At 59.8% G+C, this 17219-nt stretch carries 18 protein-coding genes and 1 other RNA gene; 10 read left to right on the top strand and 9 right to left on the bottom strand.

Annotation, left to right across the window (positions count from 1 at the left end):
- Position 1: 1 nt before the first annotated feature.
- The 3 genes from LQR33_RS06520 to LQR33_RS06510 form a co-directional block, all read right to left on the bottom strand.
- Positions 2-853 carry an AAA family ATPase gene (locus LQR33_RS06520; protein WP_166439153.1) on the bottom strand — a complete coding sequence of 284 codons (852 nt, stop codon included), beginning with the start codon at positions 851-853 and terminating at the stop codon, positions 2-4.
- A 65-nt stretch (positions 854-918) separates the two neighbouring features.
- Positions 919-1332: a TerB family tellurite resistance protein gene (locus LQR33_RS06515; protein WP_231468033.1), complete on the bottom strand. Its 414-nt coding sequence runs from the start codon at positions 1330-1332 to the stop codon at positions 919-921.
- A gap of 18 nt (positions 1333-1350) precedes the next feature.
- Positions 1351-1779: an acyl-CoA thioesterase gene (locus LQR33_RS06510; RefSeq protein WP_231468032.1), complete on the bottom strand. Its 429-nt coding sequence runs from the start codon at positions 1777-1779 to the stop codon at positions 1351-1353.
- 129 nt (positions 1780-1908) lie between these two features.
- Between LQR33_RS06510 and LQR33_RS06505 the strand changes: the two genes are divergently transcribed.
- Positions 1909-2358, top strand: coding sequence for a universal stress protein (locus tag LQR33_RS06505; protein WP_166439150.1), 450 nt, complete (start codon positions 1909-1911; stop codon positions 2356-2358).
- Between the two features lie 118 nt (positions 2359-2476).
- On the opposite strand, the gene LQR33_RS06500 is transcribed toward LQR33_RS06505, so the two are convergent.
- Together LQR33_RS06500 and ffs are read right to left on the bottom strand one after the other, a co-directional pair.
- Positions 2477-2800 (bottom strand): helix-turn-helix domain-containing protein, encoded by a 324-nt coding sequence (locus LQR33_RS06500; protein ID WP_021476219.1) that lies wholly within the window; start codon positions 2798-2800, stop codon positions 2477-2479.
- A 264-nt stretch (positions 2801-3064) separates the two neighbouring features.
- Positions 3065-3163, bottom strand: an RNA gene (ffs, locus tag LQR33_RS06495) — signal recognition particle sRNA small type.
- A gap of 164 nt (positions 3164-3327) precedes the next feature.
- On the opposite strand from ffs, the gene argE reads away from it, so the two are divergent.
- Complete coding sequence (argE, locus tag LQR33_RS06490; protein WP_166439149.1) at positions 3328-4491, top strand: acetylornithine deacetylase; 1164 nt, start codon at positions 3328-3330, stop codon at positions 4489-4491.
- Positions 4492-4613: 122 nt separating this feature from the next.
- Positions 4614-5996, top strand: coding sequence for a sodium-dependent transporter (locus LQR33_RS06485; protein WP_166439148.1), 1383 nt, complete (start codon positions 4614-4616; stop codon positions 5994-5996).
- Positions 5997-6045: 49 nt separating this feature from the next.
- Here LQR33_RS06485 and LQR33_RS06480 read toward each other — a convergent pair whose 3' ends face one another.
- The gene (locus LQR33_RS06480) at positions 6046-6324 is read right to left on the bottom strand and encodes a hypothetical protein (protein ID WP_231468031.1); all 279 of its coding nucleotides are present in this window, start codon (positions 6322-6324) and stop codon (positions 6046-6048) included.
- A 247-nt stretch (positions 6325-6571) separates the two neighbouring features.
- Here LQR33_RS06480 and LQR33_RS06475 point away from each other — a divergent pair, with 247 nt between their 5' ends.
- Complete coding sequence (locus LQR33_RS06475) at positions 6572-7774, top strand: amino acid aminotransferase (protein ID WP_166439147.1); 1203 nt, start codon at positions 6572-6574, stop codon at positions 7772-7774.
- 357 nt (positions 7775-8131) lie between these two features.
- On the top strand, positions 8132-8485 hold the full coding sequence (locus tag LQR33_RS06470; protein ID WP_166439146.1) for a hypothetical protein: 354 nt from the start codon (positions 8132-8134) through the stop codon (positions 8483-8485).
- Between the two features lie 71 nt (positions 8486-8556).
- Here the strand turns inward: LQR33_RS06470 and LQR33_RS06465 are convergent, their stop codons facing one another.
- From LQR33_RS06465 to LQR33_RS06455, 3 genes are all read right to left on the bottom strand, one after another.
- Positions 8557-9201, bottom strand: a complete 645-nt coding sequence (locus LQR33_RS06465) for a TetR/AcrR family transcriptional regulator (protein ID WP_021476213.1) — start codon at positions 9199-9201, stop codon at positions 8557-8559.
- Positions 9202-9267: 66 nt separating this feature from the next.
- Positions 9268-10116, bottom strand: a complete 849-nt coding sequence (locus LQR33_RS06460) for a mechanosensitive ion channel domain-containing protein (protein WP_166439145.1) — start codon at positions 10114-10116, stop codon at positions 9268-9270.
- Positions 10117-10123: 7 nt separating this feature from the next.
- Entirely contained in the window at positions 10124-11734 is a 1611-nt protein-coding gene (locus LQR33_RS06455) for a peptide chain release factor 3 (RefSeq protein WP_166439144.1), read from the bottom strand.
- A 106-nt stretch (positions 11735-11840) separates the two neighbouring features.
- Here LQR33_RS06455 and LQR33_RS06450 point away from each other — a divergent pair, with 106 nt between their 5' ends.
- The 5 genes from LQR33_RS06450 (at position 11841) to ribH (ending at position 17148) form a co-directional block, all read left to right on the top strand.
- Positions 11841-14069, top strand: coding sequence for a TonB-dependent receptor domain-containing protein (locus LQR33_RS06450; RefSeq protein WP_231468030.1), 2229 nt, complete (start codon positions 11841-11843; stop codon positions 14067-14069).
- Between the two features lie 123 nt (positions 14070-14192).
- Positions 14193-14807 carry a riboflavin synthase subunit alpha gene (locus tag LQR33_RS06445; RefSeq protein ID WP_166439141.1) on the top strand — a complete coding sequence of 205 codons (615 nt, stop codon included), beginning with the start codon at positions 14193-14195 and terminating at the stop codon, positions 14805-14807.
- Complete coding sequence (locus tag LQR33_RS06440; RefSeq protein ID WP_231468029.1) at positions 14804-15466, top strand: Dph6-related ATP pyrophosphatase; 663 nt, start codon at positions 14804-14806, stop codon at positions 15464-15466. Before LQR33_RS06445 ends, LQR33_RS06440 begins: the two co-directional genes overlap by 4 nt.
- 29 nt (positions 15467-15495) lie before the next feature.
- Positions 15496-16620, top strand: a complete 1125-nt coding sequence (gene ribBA / locus LQR33_RS06435; RefSeq protein ID WP_021476207.1) for a bifunctional 3,4-dihydroxy-2-butanone-4-phosphate synthase/GTP cyclohydrolase II — start codon at positions 15496-15498, stop codon at positions 16618-16620.
- 60 nt (positions 16621-16680) lie between these two features.
- Positions 16681-17148: a 6,7-dimethyl-8-ribityllumazine synthase gene (gene ribH, locus LQR33_RS06430; protein ID WP_231468028.1), complete on the top strand. Its 468-nt coding sequence runs from the start codon at positions 16681-16683 to the stop codon at positions 17146-17148.
- Positions 17149-17219 lie beyond the last annotated feature (71 nt).

Raw genomic sequence — 17219 nt, 5'->3', positions numbered from 1 at the left:
ATCAGTTGCGGCGCAGGCGCGCCATCTGCATCAGCCGCTCGAACAGCTGCAAGTCCTGCTCGTTCTTCAGCAGCGCACCGGCCAGCGGCGGCGGCGCATTGCGTTCGTGCAGCCCTGCAAGTTCTTCGGCGCCGATATTTTCGCCTGACAGCAGTTTCAGCCAATCCAGCAATTCGGATGTGGTGGGTTTTTTCTTCAGTCCGGGCAGCTCCCGGATCGAGAAGAACACTTCCAAAGCCTGGCTTACCAACTGTTGTCGGATGTCCGGGAAGTGGACGTCGATGATGCTCTGCATCGTCTCTGCGTCGGGAAAACGGATGTAGTGGAAGAAGCAGCGGCGCAGGAAAGCGTCCGGCAATTCCTTCTCATTATTGGACGTGATGATGATGATGGGCCGCTGGCGGGCGCGCACGAACTGCTGGGTTTCGTGGACGAAGAATTCCATCTGGTCCAGTTCGCGCAGCAGGTCGTTGGGAAACTCGATGTCGGCTTTGTCTATCTCGTCGATCAGCAGCACAGGGGCCTGATCGGCCTCGAATGCCTGCCACAGCTTGCCCTTGACGATGTAGTTGGCGATGTCGTGCACCTTGTCGCCGCCAAGCTGTGAGTCGCGCAGCCGCGACACGGCGTCGTATTCGTACAGGCCGTGCTGGGCCTTGGTGGTGGACTTGATCGGCCAGACGATCAGCTCCCTGCCCAGACTGGCCGCGACTTCTTCGGCCAGCATGGTTTTGCCGGTGCCCGGCTCGCCCTTGATCAACAGGGGGCGCTGGAGCGTAATGGATGCATTGACGGCCATCATCAGGTCGTCGGTGGCGATATAGCGTTCTGTTCCAGTAAAGCGTGTGTTCATTATTTATTGCAAGGATGGTTGTTTGGGAGGCGTAGAGCCGCCGAGATGGCGGCTGGAACCACCGGTCATCTGGCGAATTCTCTTTCCAGGTCTTCCAGCGAAATGCCCCAGCTCTTCATCATATGGCTGAGCAGGGCCATTTCGCTGTCGCTGATGGTGCCGTCCGACTTGCTGATATCCATGGCCAGCACGCACGTGAGAATGCGTTTGCGGCGATCGGTCACGTCGGAAAGCAGGTTGTCGATGCGCTCGCGCTCCAGCAACTTGATCGAGCCGTCGTCGGATGCTTCGTCGGAAATGTCATCGCATACGTCGCGCAGAACCTGGGCGAACTGTTTTCTCGGCAGGTTGATCAGGTGGTAAACATGCAGTTTTTCAAGCAGTTCCAGCTCGCGGGGGTCCATATTGCCGTCCGCGATCATGAATACGGCGAGGAGTCTGGCAATCGCCTCCGGACTGTTTTGCGAGTAGTTTCTCATGGCGCGATTCCTTCTTGCTTATTGGCCGAGCTTGGCCGAAAACGATTCCGGCATGGGGGCGACTTGGCGCGCTTGGTAATCAAAGAACACGATGCCCGTTTTCAATCTTGCCACTTCTCTGCCGCTGTTGTCATCGATCACTTGATAAATGAAATCCAGCCCCTTGCCGTGGATGTCGGCGATGCCGACGAGGAAGTGCAGGACATCCCCATGAAAGGCTTCCGAGAGATAAGAAATGGCCGCATCCGCCACCACGAACCCCACATCGCCGATATGCAGCTCATCGGCATGGCCCCAGTGCCGAAGCAGGCGAAGCCGGACCTCCTGAGCCATTCGAAGCAGGGCGTCATTGGATAGATGATTGGCGTAGTTGATATCGCCTACCCTGACATCCAGAAGGGTGTCATAGACGATTTGTTGGGGTGCTTCGATTCGAATCCTGGCCATGGCGTATACTGGCAGAAGAGAGTGACGATATGGCCTTTATGTCAAAACTGCCTAAGCTGTGTCAAATGCGGACGAGGAGATTTTGATAGACTGGTGGCGCAAGCCAAGATCATAGAGGAGCTGAACGTCATGTATCAAAGGATATTCGTACCGGTGGACGACAGCGACACGTCCAATATGGCGCTGGACGAGGCCTGCAAGCTGGCCAAGGCCTTCGGCTCAACCTTGCGGCTGGTGCATGTGGTGGATCTGGCCCAGTTTGGCTGGGGTGGCACCGAATTTCTGGATGCTACCGAGCTGCAAAAATCGATCAAGCAGGCGGGCGAGCAGGTGCTGGGGCTGGCGGGAGACCGCGCCCGAGCGCTGGGCATGGTGCCGGAATGCAAGATACTGGAGAGCTGGGGCGACAAGATCGCGGCCGTCTTGTCCGACGAGGCCAGCGTTTGGGGCGCGGACTTGATCGTGATGGGCACCCACGGCTTGGGCGGGCTGATGCACCTGCTGATGGGCAGCGTGGCCGAAGGCGTGCTGAAAGTGGCGGATATGCCGGTGCTGTTGGTGCGCAACCCCGGCGACTGAGCCGCGCGATGATGATGGCCTCGTCATTCAGTCCCAAAAGCCCAGAGGCGCGCCCTGGCGTCTGAATGAAAAAAGCCAGCCGCGGCATGCCCGGCTGGCTTTTTCGAAGAGCTGGCAATCAGCTGGCAGCGGCTTCTGCGCCGCCTTCCTGCGCCTCGATCTTGGTGCGTACGGCCTTGCGCAGGCTCTTGTACAGATCGGGGTGGGTTTCCTTCAGATATTCGACGATCTCGAAATCTTCGCGGCGCACTTTGGACAAGTCGATCTGCTCGACATGAACCAGGCGCAGCAATTCGCGAACGGGTTTCGGCATGTTGCGGCCGCTTTCGTAGCGGGAGCCGCCGGATTGAGTAACGCCGATGCGGCTCCAGAACTCTTGTTGGTTCAGGCCCAGCTTGCGACGGATTTCCCGGGGATTCGGGATCTTTTCAAACAGTTTCATGAGTGTTCCTCTCGTATCTGAAACAAATGGTTCTAGTATTTTTTTAGGACTTCGCCCTGCCTACTAAAAATAGCAAAAAAAATTCAACAGGAATATTTTTGATGCAGGGAATTTAGTGAAGTTCCATGAATTTGAAAATTCAACTTTGCTAATGTTAGCGGATTCTTATCGTGCAGGACAATGTTATCAGCATGCGAAACTGTGCATAGATGCAAAAGTGTCGCAAAATTGCAATTGTCCTAGCAGGGTGCATAGAAGGGGAGGGGTGGCGAGCCAAACCCCCGGCACTTGCACTAAGTAACTGTGGCTGCTTCCTTCCGGACCTGACCAGGTTCGCTACCGTGCAATGCGGGGAGGCCCGCCATAGAGAAAACGGATTGTATCCAATGCCCATCTATTTGACAAGCATTTTTATAAGTTTTTGGCGGGCAGTTGCAGGGATCGCCATCTGCATGGCCAGTGACTATTGATTGCAAATGGGAGGCGGTGCAGACTCGACAACCAGCTTCCTACTTATGCCAAGCGCCATGAATACCACACCCGCTGCCTTGCTGGCCGAGCTGATCGGCTTCGATACCACCAGCCGAAACTCCAACCTGCAATTGATAGAGTGGGTTCGTCATTACCTGGCCGGACATGGCCTGGCCAGCAGGCTGACCCACAATGACGACGGCAGCAAGGCCAATCTGTTTTGCCGCATCGGCGGCGACGATTTGCCGTTGATCGTATTGTCCGGCCACACCGATGTGGTGCCGGTGGATGGGCAGGACTGGTCCTATCCTCCGTTCGAGCTGACCGATGGCGGCGACGGGCGATTGTACGGCAGGGGCAGCGCCGATATGAAAGGCTTCATCGCCTGCGTGTTGGCCAGGGTTCCGGACTTTATCGAGCTGGCCAAGACCGGCGCGCTGAGGCAGGGCATAGGCATCGCGCTGTCCTACGACGAAGAGGTGGGCTGCCTGGGCGTGGGCAGGCTGATTGACGATCTGGCCGCGCTGGGCGTGACGGTGGCGGGATGTCTGGTCGGAGAGCCGACTTCGATGCGTCCGGTGGTGGCGCACAAGGGAATCGCCCATTACCGCTGCCGGGTCAAAGGCAGGGCGGCCCACTCCTCGTTGACGCCTCATGGCGTCAACGCCATTGAATACGCAGCCCGGCTGATTACCCATATTCGCAAACTGGCGGATGCCGAGGCTTCGTTCGGCCATCGCCAGCCCCTATATGATGTGCCGTTCACCACCATGCAAACCGGGCTGATTCGCGGCGGAGTGGCATGCAATATCGTGCCGGCAGACTGCGAGTTCATGTTCGAGTGCCGCTGGCTGCCTGGAGATGATCCGCAGCGCCTAGTCGCCTCGGTGGCCGATTATGCGGCGACTTTGCTGCATGAGATGCGAGCGGTGGCCGAAGAAGCGGAGATAGAGATCGAGCGCGTGGTGTACAGCCCCGCGTTCGAGGCGGAGCCCGATTCGGACATCAGCCGCTACGTTCACAGCCTTTGCCGTTGCGCTGGGGAAGGGGTCGCCTACACTACGGAGGCGGGCTTGTTCAGCGAGGCCGGGATGCCCTGCGTGGTGCTGGGGCCGGGATCGATAGAACAGGCGCACAGACCGGACGAATTCATCGAGGCCAGCCAGTTGCAGGCTTGCTACGATTGGCTGGGCCTGCTGACTAACAACTTAATCAAATAACTGTCAGAAATGCTTTGCATCCATAAGCATTAGGCTTCAAAATCCTGGCCCTTAGCAATGAAGGTCAATTGAGCCCGCCCGGACCTCCGCGCGGGCTCGTTTTATTGGGATTCAACAGAACAATGAGTCAGAACAAGTCGGAAACGGGTGGAGAACTCAAGGCGCGGGATGGTTTTACCTCCAGCTTTGGCGTATTGGCAGCGACGTTGGGATCGGCGGTTGGCTTGGGCAATATCTGGAAATTTCCCTATCTGACCGGCACCAACGGCGGCGCGGGTTTTCTGGTGGTTTACGTGCTGGCTACCCTGGTGGTGGGGCTGCCGGTAATGATTTCGGAAATCATGCTGGGCCGGAAAGCCAAGCGCGACGCGGTAACCTCTCTGGTCAAACTGGCTCCGGCCGGGCAGCCTTGGTGGCTGGTGGGCGCCTTCGGTGTGCTCGCCGCCTTCCTGATCATGGCTTTCTATTCCGAGGTGGCTGCCTGGGTATTCGCCTACATTTTCAAGGCCATCGGCGGCGAGATTCTGTCGCGCGACCCTAAAGTGACATCCGACGCCTTCGCTGCATTGATTTCCGATCCGGTGCAGTCCTTGCTGTGGCAGTGGCTGGTGCTGGCGCTGATCGGCGGCATCCTGTTGCTGGGCGTATCCAAGGGCATTGAGGCGGTGACCAAGAAATTGATGCCGCTGCTGTTCGTGCTGCTCGTGGTGATCGGCGCGCGCAGTCTGATGCTGCCGGGCGCCAGCCAAGGCCTGGCCTTCCTGTTCACGCCTGATTTCTCCAAGATCAGCGCCGCCGTGGTGCTGACTGCGATGGGCCTGGCTTTCTTCAAGCTATCCATCGGCATGGGCACCATGATCACCTACGGCAGTTATTTCCGCGATGATCAGAACATTCCGCTGACCACCTTTCGTGTCATGTGCGCCGACCTGTTCGTGTCGCTGCTGGCCGGCATCGCCATCTTCCCGGCGGTGTTCGCCTTCGGCTTCCAGCCGGCCGCCGGTCCGTCGCTGCTGTTCATCACGATTCCCGCGGTCTTCGCAAGCATGCCGCTGGGGCATTTCTTCATGGTGGTGTTCTTCGTTCTGACCGCCATCGCCGCAACCGGCGCGATGCTGTCCATCCTGGAGGTGCCTGTATCGGTGCTGAGCGAGCGTTTTGGCATCAGCCGCGTCAAGTCCACGGTGATCAACCTGCTGCTGCTGGCGCTGGTGGGTTCCGCCTGCGCGCTGTCCAATAGCCTGACGGCCGAGTTCAAGATCTTCGGCATGACGATGTTCGACCTGTTCGACTTCGTCACCTCCAACGTGCTGATGCCGCTGGGAGGCATCTGCCTATGTCTGTTCACTGCCTGGGTGTGGGGCTACGACCGCTTCCGCGCGGCCTTGAGCAATGAGGGCGCGCTGAATAATGAGCGAGTGTTGAAGCCGTTGTTCTTCGTGTTGCGCTACGTATCGCCGCTGCTGATCCTGTATGTGATGCTGAAGGGTTTGAAAATTATCTGAGGCGAAAAAAGCCGGACGCGCAGTCCGGCTTTTTTTTCGGCTCAGTGGATCAGGGGAGCGGCGTATCTTCGTCGGGCGCCACCACCGGCGGCGGAGTGAAGCCGTTGATATCCCTGGCGCTCTTCTCCAGCAGCAGCACGATGGAAGTATTGAGCGCGCCGAACGCCCAGCTGACCAGAAAGAACACCGAATAGGCGCTTAACTTGTCGGCGAACAGAGGGTTGCCGTGAAGCTTGAGCTCGGCTGGCTCGAGGATCGAGAAAAACACGGCGGTCGCAATCATGGCGATCATGAAAGACGGCCAAAGCAGCAGGATTCCCTTTTTCATGGATGCCTCCGTTTTAGAATAAAAGCACGGGCAGAAAATCGCCTGGCGGGGCTTGCATGTTTCTGATTACGCCATCGTGGCCGATTTGTCGATGGCGGGCGGCAATATCCTGCCTGTGAGGCCAGTGGATACATGTTAGACTATGTTCGACAGCGAACAGCCTTCCTTCGGAAGGCAACAAGCAGCAGCAGGATTTTTTTTGATCGGCCGTCCGGCCGGTTCATTTGTAAAGCTAATGGAGCCTGGTATGACCTCTTCGATCTTCGCCGGCGTGGAGCTGGCGCCGCGCGACCCCATCCTCGGACTCAATGAAGCGTTCAACGCTGACACCCGCAGCACCAAGGTCAATCTTGGCGTGGGCGTTTATTCCGACGACAACGGCAAGATTCCGCTGCTGGGCGCGGTGCAGGCCGCCGAGAAGGCGCGTCTGGAGGCGTTGCCGGCTCGAGGCTACCAGCCCATCGAAGGCCCGGTGGCATACGACTCCGCAGTACAGAAGCTGCTGTTCGGCGAAGACAGCGAGTTGCTGGCCGCCGGCCGCGTGGTGACCGCCCAGGCGCTGGGCGGCACCGGCGCGCTGAAGATCGGCGCGGATTTCCTGAAGCGGCTGAATCCGGCATCCAAGGTCTATATCAGCGATCCGTCCTGGGAAAACCACCGCGCGCTGTTCGAGTCCGCCGGCTTCGAGGTGGAAAACTACCCGTACTACCATGCAGCCAGCCGCGGCGTGGATTTCTCCGCGATGAAGGCGCACCTGGCATCTTTGAACGCAGGCTCCGTCATCGTGCTGCACGCTTGCTGCCACAACCCCACCGGCGCGGACTTGTCCGCAGCGCAATGGGAAGAGGTGGTGTCGGTTTGCCGCGAGCGCGGCCTGGTGCCGTTCCTGGATATGGCTTACCAGGGTTTTGCCGATGGCATCGACGCCGACGCGCTGGCTGTGCGCCTGTTCGCGGCCTCGGGCTTGCAGTTCTTCGTCGCCAGCTCTTTCTCCAAGAGCTTCTCGCTGTATGGCGAGCGCGTGGGCGCGCTGTCCATCGTCACCGCCGGCAAGGATGAGTCGGTTCGCGTGCTGTCTCAACTGAAGCGCGTGATTCGCACCAATTATTCCAATCCGCCGATCCACGGCGCGGCCATCGTCGCCGCAGTGCTGTCCAGCCCAGCGCTGCGTCAACAGTGGGAAGACGAACTGGCCGGCATGCGCGAACGCATCCGTGGCATGCGGCTGGCGTTGTTGGACGCTATCAAGGCGCACGGCGTCGCCGCAGACTTCTCCTTCATCACGGCCCAGCGCGGCATGTTCTCCTACACCGGGCTGAGCGCCGCGCAAGTGGACCGGTTGCGCGAGGAGTTCGGCATTTACGCGGTCTCCACCGGCCGCATCTGCCTGGCCGCGTTGAACAGCAAGAATGTCGACTATGTCGCCGCCGCCATCGCCAAGGTGATGTAAGCCAGCCTTCCAACCTGAATTGGACGCTAGAGAGCCCCGGTATGACCGGGGCTTTTTTATTTGATGAGAAAAAATCATGTCATGACTTTAGTCAAATAAAGCATTCAACAGAATGCTAAATTTATTCATCATTTTCACCTTGCGTTTGTGATGGCTCCGCCACCGGTTGAGTGTCCAAAAGTACAGGTTTCTTCACCGCTCCGTGTTTTTTCCCATTTCGGCATTGTCCGGTCCGGCAAACATCTCCATGATTGGACCAGACATCAATGAATGTCTGATCGCAAACCGTTTCGATGGCGCGCGATGACAAAAATCCAATAATTCGTTTTTTGAGGGGAAACCCTCGGGGTAGATGCCATGACTGCGACTTTTCCTGAAGTGTTGGTTCCGCAGGCCATTTCTGCGGGTGCTTTCGACGCGGACGACGCCGATGTCCGCAACAACCTGGGCCTGCTCGGCCTGCTGGATGTGCATTCGCGCGACGGCCGTTATCATCTGACGGTATCGATGGAGCCCGTCGGTTCGGATCCACAGCCCACGCAGTGGACGCTGGAAGCCGAAATGGAAATATGCGCCGAAGCCAAGGTTGCGCATTGCAAACTTGGCCAGGTGGAGTACGTAGGAAACGCGCCTGGCAGCCATCTGCGCAAGATGCTCGCCAGCGGCGAATTACACGGTTATCTGACGCAAAATCTTGCCGAGGCGGCGTAAGCCAGTCCTGGGGAAGCAAAAAGGCCACTGCATTGCAGTGGCCTTTCTGTTTTGAGCGGGAGAAAAATCGACTAGCCGCCGTGCCGCTCGTACAGCGAGTGGAAGGCATGGCGATACTCCGGCTGCACATAGGGCTTGAGCAAGGCTAACACCTGCAGCACGCCGCGATGGCCTGACTCTTCGGTGATCGGCGCCTTCGGGCGCGAGGTCTGCTCGAAGGCGAACCAGAATTTCACCACCAGCCAGATGTTGATGCTGACCGCCTCAATGTCCTCTTCGTCCATTTGCAACAGCCCCAGGCGGATGAATTCGCGGAAGTGTTCGCCCAGGATGTTTTTCAGCTCGGTATTCACGAACTGATGGTACTCGGACTGCATCTGCGGATTGCGCGCCAGCAGACCCGGAAGATCATAGAACATGAAACGGAACTGCCACATGGCCAGGAAGGCGGTGTCCAGATAGTTGACCAGATCGTCCACCGTCATCTTGCGGTCTTCCGGCACCGCTAAGCGCTGATTGATGAACTCGCGGTACATCAGGAAGATCTGGTAGACGATCTCTTCTTTGTTGCGGAAGTGATAGTAGAGATTGCCCGGGCTGATGCCCAGATGCGCGGCGATGTGGTTGGTGGTGATGCTGCGCTCGCCTTGTTCGTTGAACAGCTTAAGGCTTTCTTGAATGATGCGGTCGTAGGTCTTGATTCTGGTTTTACTCATGTAGCACCGGCTGATAGTGACTTCGCATAGCGCAATTGTATACGATGTTTGGAGTTCTTGCTCTATTTATTGCTGTTCAATGATGGGGTAGCAGTCCGACATGAATTTATGCAGGATGGCTTGCTCGATACGTTGCCTTTCCCTGGCCGGTATCGCGATGCGCAGGATCAACTGATAGCGTTTTTCATCGATCGGCTGAATGGAAATCCGCGGCTCCACCGATGGGATGTCCACCAAGTAGCGCTTGGCCATGTCTTCCATATGGCGCCGGGCCACATCCACATGACAGTCGCAGGCCTCCTCGGCGGCCGTCATCAGCAGGCGCTCGGCCTGGACTGGCGGGACGGTGTAGGCGAGCGGCACGTTGATGATGTGCATCACGTACTCGCCCATGTAATTTTCCCGGATCACTGGCGTGGATAGCAGCAGGCTGTTGGGAAAGGTGAGGGCGCGGCCCGTCATCTGGTGCGAGCTGTGATTGGGGCCGATCTCCATTACGGTGGTGGACAAGAGGCCGATGTCCACCACCCGGCCGCGCACCGCGCCCAACTCGATATGATCGCCCAGGCCGTAGCTGTTGGACATCTGCCGCACCACGCCGCCGGACAGGCACATGATCAACTCCTTGGTGGCCAGGATCAGCGCGGCGGCGAAGGCCAGCATCGACACGGCCAGCGTCTGCAGCTCGTTGGCCCAGATCAGGCCGATGCCTGCCAGGCCTGCGAGAAACAGGCCGTTGCGGGTGTTGACCGACCAGCGGCGGCGCTCCTCGACCGGCACGCCGCTGTTGGCCGCTAGCAGCCGGTCCACTGCGACGCGGATGATCAGCAGCGTCAGGACCAGCAGCAGCGAGCGGGTGATCTCATGGGCGTAGTTCTCCCTCAGGAAGGCGATCAGGTCGAGCAGGGTGTGCATGGACTCCTCAGTCGTTCAGCTTCACCGCGTGTTCGCGGGTTTCGTGGAAGACGATGTCCGGCCAGCGCTCCTGGGTCAGCTGCAGATTGACGCGGTTGGGCGCGAGGTAGGCGAGATTGCCGCCGGCGTCCGTCGCGATATTCATCTGCAGCGTCTTGATGAATTCATCCAGCTTCTTGCGGTCGTCGCAGCTGAACCAGCGGGCGGACCAGATGCTGGCGGATTCGAAGATGGCGTCGACGCCGTATTCGGCGGCCAGGCGGCTGGCCACTACCTCGAACTGCAGCACGCCCACGGCGCCCAGGATCAGATCGCCGCCGCTATGCGGCTTGAACACTTGCACCGCGCCTTCTTCGCCCAGTTGTTGCAGGCCTTTCTGCAGCTGTTTCAGCTTCAACGGGTTTTTGATGCGCACCGAACGGAACAGTTCCGGCGCGAAGAAGGGGATGCCGGTAAAAGACAGTTCCTCGCCTTCGGAGAAACTGTCGCCGATCTGGATGTTGCCGTGATTGGGCACGCCGATGATGTCGCCGGCAAACGCCTCCTCCACGATCTCGCGGTCGTGCGACATGAAGGTCACCACGCTGGAGGCGGAAATGTCGCGATTCAAGCGTAGGTGCTTCATCTTCATGCCGCGTTCGAACTTGCCGGAGCACACGCGCAAGAAGGCGATGCGGTCGCGGTGCTTGGGATCCATATTGGCCTGGATCTTGAATACGAAACCGGAGAACTTGCCTTCAGTCGGCGCCACGCTGCGCACGGTGGCGTCGCGCTCCTGCGGGGCAGGAGCCCAGTCGATCAGCGCATTCAGGATTTCGCGCACGCCGAAGTTGTTGATGGCAGAGCCGAAGAACACTGGGGTCAGCTCGCCAGCCAGGAATTCTTCCAGGTTCCACTCGTTGGACGCGCCCTTGACCAGCTCGATCTCCATCCGCAGCTGTTCCATTTCCAGCGGGAACAGCTCATCCAGGCGCGGGTTGTCTATGCCCTGGATCACTTCGATGTCCGAAACCAGCTTTTCCGTGCCGGCTTCGAACAGGATCACCGCGTCGTTCAGCAGGCTGTACACGCCGCGGAAGGTCTTGCCCATGCCGATCGGCCAGGTGATCGGCGAGCAGCGGATCTTCAGCACGTTTTCCACTTCGTCCAGCAGCTCCAGGCTGTCGCGGACTTCGCGGTCGCACTTGTTCATGAAGGTGACGATAGGGGTGCTGCGCAGGCGGCAGACATTGAGCAGCTTGATGGTTTGCTCTTCCACGCCCTTGGCGGCGTCGATCACCATCAGCGCGCTGTCGACCGCGGTGAGCACGCGGTAGGTATCCTCGGAGAAATCCTGGTGGCCGGGGGTGTCCAGCAGGTTGACGGTGTGGTCGCGGTAGTCGAACTGCATCACCGACGAGGCGACGGAAATGCCGCGCTGCTTTTCGATTTCCATCCAGTCCGAAGTGGCGAATTTGCCGCCTTTCTTGCCTTTCACCGTGCCCGCCATCTGGATGGCGCCGGAGAACAGCAGCAGCTTTTCCGTCAGCGTGGTTTTGCCCGCGTCGGGGTGGGAGATGATGGCGAAGGTGCGGCGGTGCGAAACTTCTTCTGCGATGCGGGCGAGATCGGCGGACATGGATGGCTTGCTTGAAATTCAATAAAGCCGAGCATTTTACCGGAGTTACGGGTTTCAGGATATTCCATGTTACAATTGATAATGATTATCAATAATAAATAGTTCCATGATGCAACAACAACCAAAAAACGGCCGCGCGCAAGCAGCGGCCTTTCCGTTTTGCCTTTCCGCGCTGGCACTGAGCCTGGTCCATTTTTCGGTGGCAGCCGAGGATCAGCAGCTGCAAACCATCAAGGTTCAATCCACCGCCATACAGAAGCAGCCGGGGGTAGACAAGCTGGGCGCGGAGGAGATCGCGAGACCCCAGGCGCGCTCGCTGGCCGAAGTGCTGGACGTCTTGCCCGGCGTGAACGCCGGCGGCTCGCCGCGCCCCGGCGGACAGGTGATCAATGTCTGGGGCTATCGCACGGTGGAGCAGGTGCAAGTCCAGCTGGACGGCGCCAACCAGGTGTTCTCGAAATACCAGCAAGGCACCAGCTTCATAGAACCGGAATTGCTGGGCAAAGTGGAAGTGATCAAGGGCGCGCAGTCGGCCCTGTACGGCAATGGCGGCTTCGGCGCCGTGATCCGGGCGGAAACCAAGTCGGTGGATGAGCTGTTGATGCCGGGCGAGTCAGTCGGCGGCTTCGCCAAGATCGGCCGCCAGAGCAATGGCGGTCAGATCAGCAAGAGCGTAGCCGCTTACGCTGGCGGCAGCGAACACTCGGCGGACATCCTCGGCTACATATCCCAATCCCGCTCGGGCGACGGCAAGACCGGCGATGACCTCACTTATCTGTTTTCGGGCGGCGAGCAGAAAGCCGGCATGTTGAAGCTGGCGTTCCGCCCCTGGGCCGGCCATCAGTTCCGACTAGGCGTGGTCAGGCAGGAGTCGGACATGCGCACGCCTTGGGCGGCGCGCAGCGGGCAGGTCGAAGCGCCCTCCAGCTCTGACATCAAGCGCTATGGCGAGGCGGAGGCCTGGCTGAGAAAAACCGTGATGCGGGATCAGAAGATTGATTCGCTCAATGGCGAATGGCGCTACGCCAGTCCCGACAACTCCTGGCTGGATCTCAGCGTCAATTATGCGCAATCCCGCCGCTATCAGCACGACAAGCGGCCGGAGTCCGCCTGGAAGGTGGACTACCGCTCATCCTATGGCCATGAGAGCTGGGTGACCCAGAACAGCCGTTCGCTGGATATCCGCAACGTTGCCAAGCTGGGCGATTCCAATAGCCTCACAACGGGCCTGTCCTGGAGCAAGCAGGACTGGGACCCGCGGTCATTCCTGGCCACCAAGGCCAAAGACCCGGACTACAACTACGGCTGGATAAACGCCTATGGCGGCAACCGCGGCGAGGAAACCATGCGTTCGGCTTACCTGATCCATGAGTGGAAGCCTTTGCCTGACTGGAAAATCACACCCTCGTTGCGTTACGACCAGGTAGCCTTGTACGGCAAGCCCAATCTCGCGCCCATCTATAACGTCGCCAGCGCCGGCCACGATTATCGCCCTGTGAGCTTCACCGGCTGGTCGCCGCGCCTGGCCATCGCCTGGCGCTTCTCGCCCGGCTGGAATGCCAGCTTCAGCTATGTCGATACCTGGCGCGCGCCGACAGTGGACGAAGTGTATGCCGCGCAAACCCCTCTATCTAATTTGTCCGGCACCAGCCGGTATCTGAAGCAGGAGAAGTTGCGCGGGTTTTACTATGGCCTGGATTTCGAACGCAGCGGCGTATTGTCGGCCGGCGACAAGCTGAGCATGTCTCTTCTCGCGTACCGGCAGTTGGTGCGCGACAACATCTACATGCGCCTCGGAAATGGCAATACCGGCGACTCGCCGGGCCAGACGCCGCCCGCCGGCACCGGCTTCTACCGTAACTTGAGCGGCTATGAGATCCATGGCTATGACCTGACGCTGGATTACCAGCTGCGCGGCTGGTTCGCGTCTGCGGCGCTCTCCGCGACCAGCGGCGACCATCGCAACAGCCTTCGCGATCCATGGGGCAATTCAGAGCCGGTGGTGGACATTCCGCCGCGCAAAGCCGTCCTGACCACCGGTTACCGCGTGGCTCGGCTGGGGCTGACATTCGGCGGGCAGGGCAAATTCGTCCGCACCCAGGACCGGATACCGTATTTCGAGGGAACGCGCACCGCCTATTCCATGCCGCCCAGCAAAGGATATGTTCTGATCAATCTATTCGCTGCGTGGCAGCCGCAGAGCGGCGCTTTCAAGCATCTGGAGGCGCGTGTGGCGGTAGACAATCTGTTCAATAGAAGTTACAACCCTTATCTGACGGAGGGCATTCAAGGCATGGGCCGCTCCATCCGCACCAGCCTGTCGTGGCGCTTCTGACTGCTCGCTCCAAATATCCTGAAACCGGCTTCTGGCCGGTTTTTTTATGACGCCAGCGGATTGGAAAACGATCATTCGGCTACAATATCGTCCAAACGACAATTCAAACCAAGGAGGCTTGCCGTGTTCACCGGTATCGTCCAGGGCGTGGCCGAAGTGGTCGCCATCGAAGAAAAGCAGGATTTCCGCACCCATATCGTCCGCCTGCCCCAGGAAATGTTGCCCGGCCTGCAGCTTGGCGCCTCTGTCGCCCACAACGGCTGTTGCCTCACCGTCACCCGGGTCGACGGCGACTTGGTTCATTTCGACCTGATGCAGGAGACGCTGCGCGTCACCAATCTGGGTGCGCTCAAGACCGGTGACGGCGTGAATGTGGAGAGAGCGGCCAAGTTCGGCGACGACATCGGCGGCCACGCGATGTCGGGCCACGTGATGGGCCTCGCATCGGTGGTCGACGTCATAGAATCCCCGAACAACCATACTGTCTGGTTCGAACTTCCTGCCGGCCTGGAAAAATACGTGTTCACCAAGGGCTATATCGGCATAGACGGCATCAGCCTCACCGTCGGCGCGATGGAAGGCCGCCGCTTCTGCGTGCACCTGATTCCGGAAACGTTGGTTCGGACCAATATCGCCGGCCGCAAACCTGGCGACAAGATCAATATCGAAATCGATCCGCAGACCCAGGCCATCGTAGACACCGTCGAGCGCGTGCTGGCGCAGCGCGGCCAGGCGTGATCTTGCGCGATCTGCCAGTGCTGGCGTCGTGGAGCGGCGGCAAGGACAGCTGCCTCGCGCTGTGGCGCGCCGTTCAAGCCGGCGCCAAGCCGCTGGCGCTGCTGACCATGCTGGATGAGGCGGGCGACCGCTCCCGTTCGCACGGCGTGCGGCCCGAAGTGCTGGCGCAGCAGGCGCAAGCGATGGGTCTGCCGCAGCGGCTAGGGCGTGCGAGCTGGAATGACTACCGCGAGGTCTTCGTCGGGCAGCTGCGCGACGCGGCGGCAGACGGCGTCCAGGCGGCGGTGTTCGGCGATATCGATCTGGACGCGCACCGCGAGTGGGAGGACGGCGTCTGCGCCGACACGGGCCTGGAGGCTATCCTGCCCTTGTGGGGGCAAAACCGCGCCGATCTGGTGCGCGAATTCGTCGATGCCGGATTCGTCGCCCGCATCGTGATGGTCAATACTGCGCTGGTGGACGAAAAGTGGCTGGGCCGGACTTTCAACCGGCAGCTGATAGAAGACATGCTAGCCGAGGGCGTGGACCCCTGCGGCGAAGCGGGCGAGTTCCATACTCTGGTAGTGGACGGCCCCTTGTTCAACAAGCCGCTGGCGCTGCGCGACGGCGAAACCGCGGAGCTCGGCGAATACCGGGCGCTGGACCTGCTGCCCGCGTAGAACGGGCGTACCGACAAAGGAATAGAGCAATGAGCATATCCCCGATTCAAGACATCATCGCCGACATCAAGGCCGGCAAGATGGTGGTGCTGATGGACGCCGAGGACCGCGAGAACGAAGGCGATCTGGTAATGGCGGCCGAGTTCGTCACGCCGGAGGCGATCAACTTCATGGCCAAGCACGGCCGCGGCCTGATCTGCCTGACCCTGTCCGAGGAGCGCTGCAAGCTGCTGAATCTGCCGATGATGGCGACCAACAACGGCACCAGCTTCGGCACCAATTTCACTGTGTCGGTGGAGGCTGCCGAGGGCGTGACCACCGGCATTTCCGCCGCCGACCGCGCCCACACCATCAAAACCGCGGTGGCACGGCTGGCCAAGGCCAGCGATCTGGTGCAACCCGGCCACGTGTTTCCGCTGAAAGCCCAGAACGGCGGCGTGCTGATCCGCGCAGGCCATACCGAGGCTGGCTGTGATCTGGCCATGCTGGCGGGCGTGGAGCCTGCCGGCGTGATCTGCGAGATCATGAATGACGACGGCACCATGGCGCGCCTGCCGGAGCTGCTCGAATTCGCCAAAATCCACGATTTGAAGATCGGCACCATCTCCGACCTGATCCAGTACCGCAGCCGCACCGAATCCCTGGTGGAAAAAGTGGGCGAGCGCCCGGTGGAGACGCCGTTCGGCAGCTTTGACCTCCACGTGTTCCGCGACATCACCACCTCGGCCACCCACCTGGCGCTGAGCAAGGGAAAAATCCATCCGGACAAGGAAATCCTGGTGCGGGTGCATGAGCCGCTGTCGGTGATCGACATGCTGGCGCCGCTGTGCAGCCATCATTCCTGGACACTGCCCAATGCGCTGGAAACCATGGAAGAGGAAGGCTGCGGCGTGATGGTGCTCTTGTACCGCGACGAAACCGGCGCCGATCTGGCGCAACGGGCGCTTGACCAGGAGCCGCCGCGGCAGAAGTGGGACAGCAAGACCTTCGGCGTCGGCGCGCAAATGCTGAAGGCGCTGGGCGTCGGCAAGATGAAGCTGATGTCCAGTCCGGTCAGCCTGCCGTCGATGGCCGGCTTCGAGCTGGAAGTTACCGGATTCTGCCAGCCGGGCCACTTCCACGTGGATGCCGGCAACGGCCCTGGCGTGGCCTAATCGCGGCGATTGCGTTACAATTGCCGGCTTTCCTTAGTGTTTTCGCCGCGAGGACCCAACATGCTTGATGCAATCCAGTGTATTGAACCCAATTTTTCCGGCAAGGGCCTGAAAATCGGCATCGTCATGGCGCGTTTCAACACGCCGGTATGCCATGGCCTGCGCGACGCTTGTCTCGCCGAGCTGGAGAAGCTGGGCGTCGCCGCCGGTGACATCGTCCTGGCCACAGTGCCGGGCGCGCTGGAGGTTCCGCTGGTTCTGCAGACCATGGCCAAGAGCCGTCGTTTCGACGCGCTGGTGGCCCTGGGCGCGGTGATCCGCGGCGAAACCTATCATTTCGAGCTGGTATCCAACGAATCCGGCGCCGGCGTCACCCGCGTCGGCCTGGATTTCGACATTCCGGTAGCCAACGCCATCCTGACCACCGAAAACGACGAGCAGGCGGAAGTCCGCATGAAGGAAAAGGGCGGCGACGCCGCCCGCGTCGCGGTCGAGATGGCCAATCTGCACAAGACGCTGCGCGGCTGAGTTATCCGCCGCCAAGCCGTCCAACGGGAAGCGGGCCATCGCGCCGCTTCCCTTGCTCTTTCAAGGAATCG

Source organism: Chromobacterium piscinae (assembly GCF_021129175.1).
Taxonomy (GTDB): Bacteria; Pseudomonadota; Gammaproteobacteria; order Burkholderiales; family Chromobacteriaceae; genus Chromobacterium; species Chromobacterium piscinae.
Note: the sequence above shows the minus strand (reverse complement) of the source record. Positions and strands in the feature narration are given on the sequence as shown.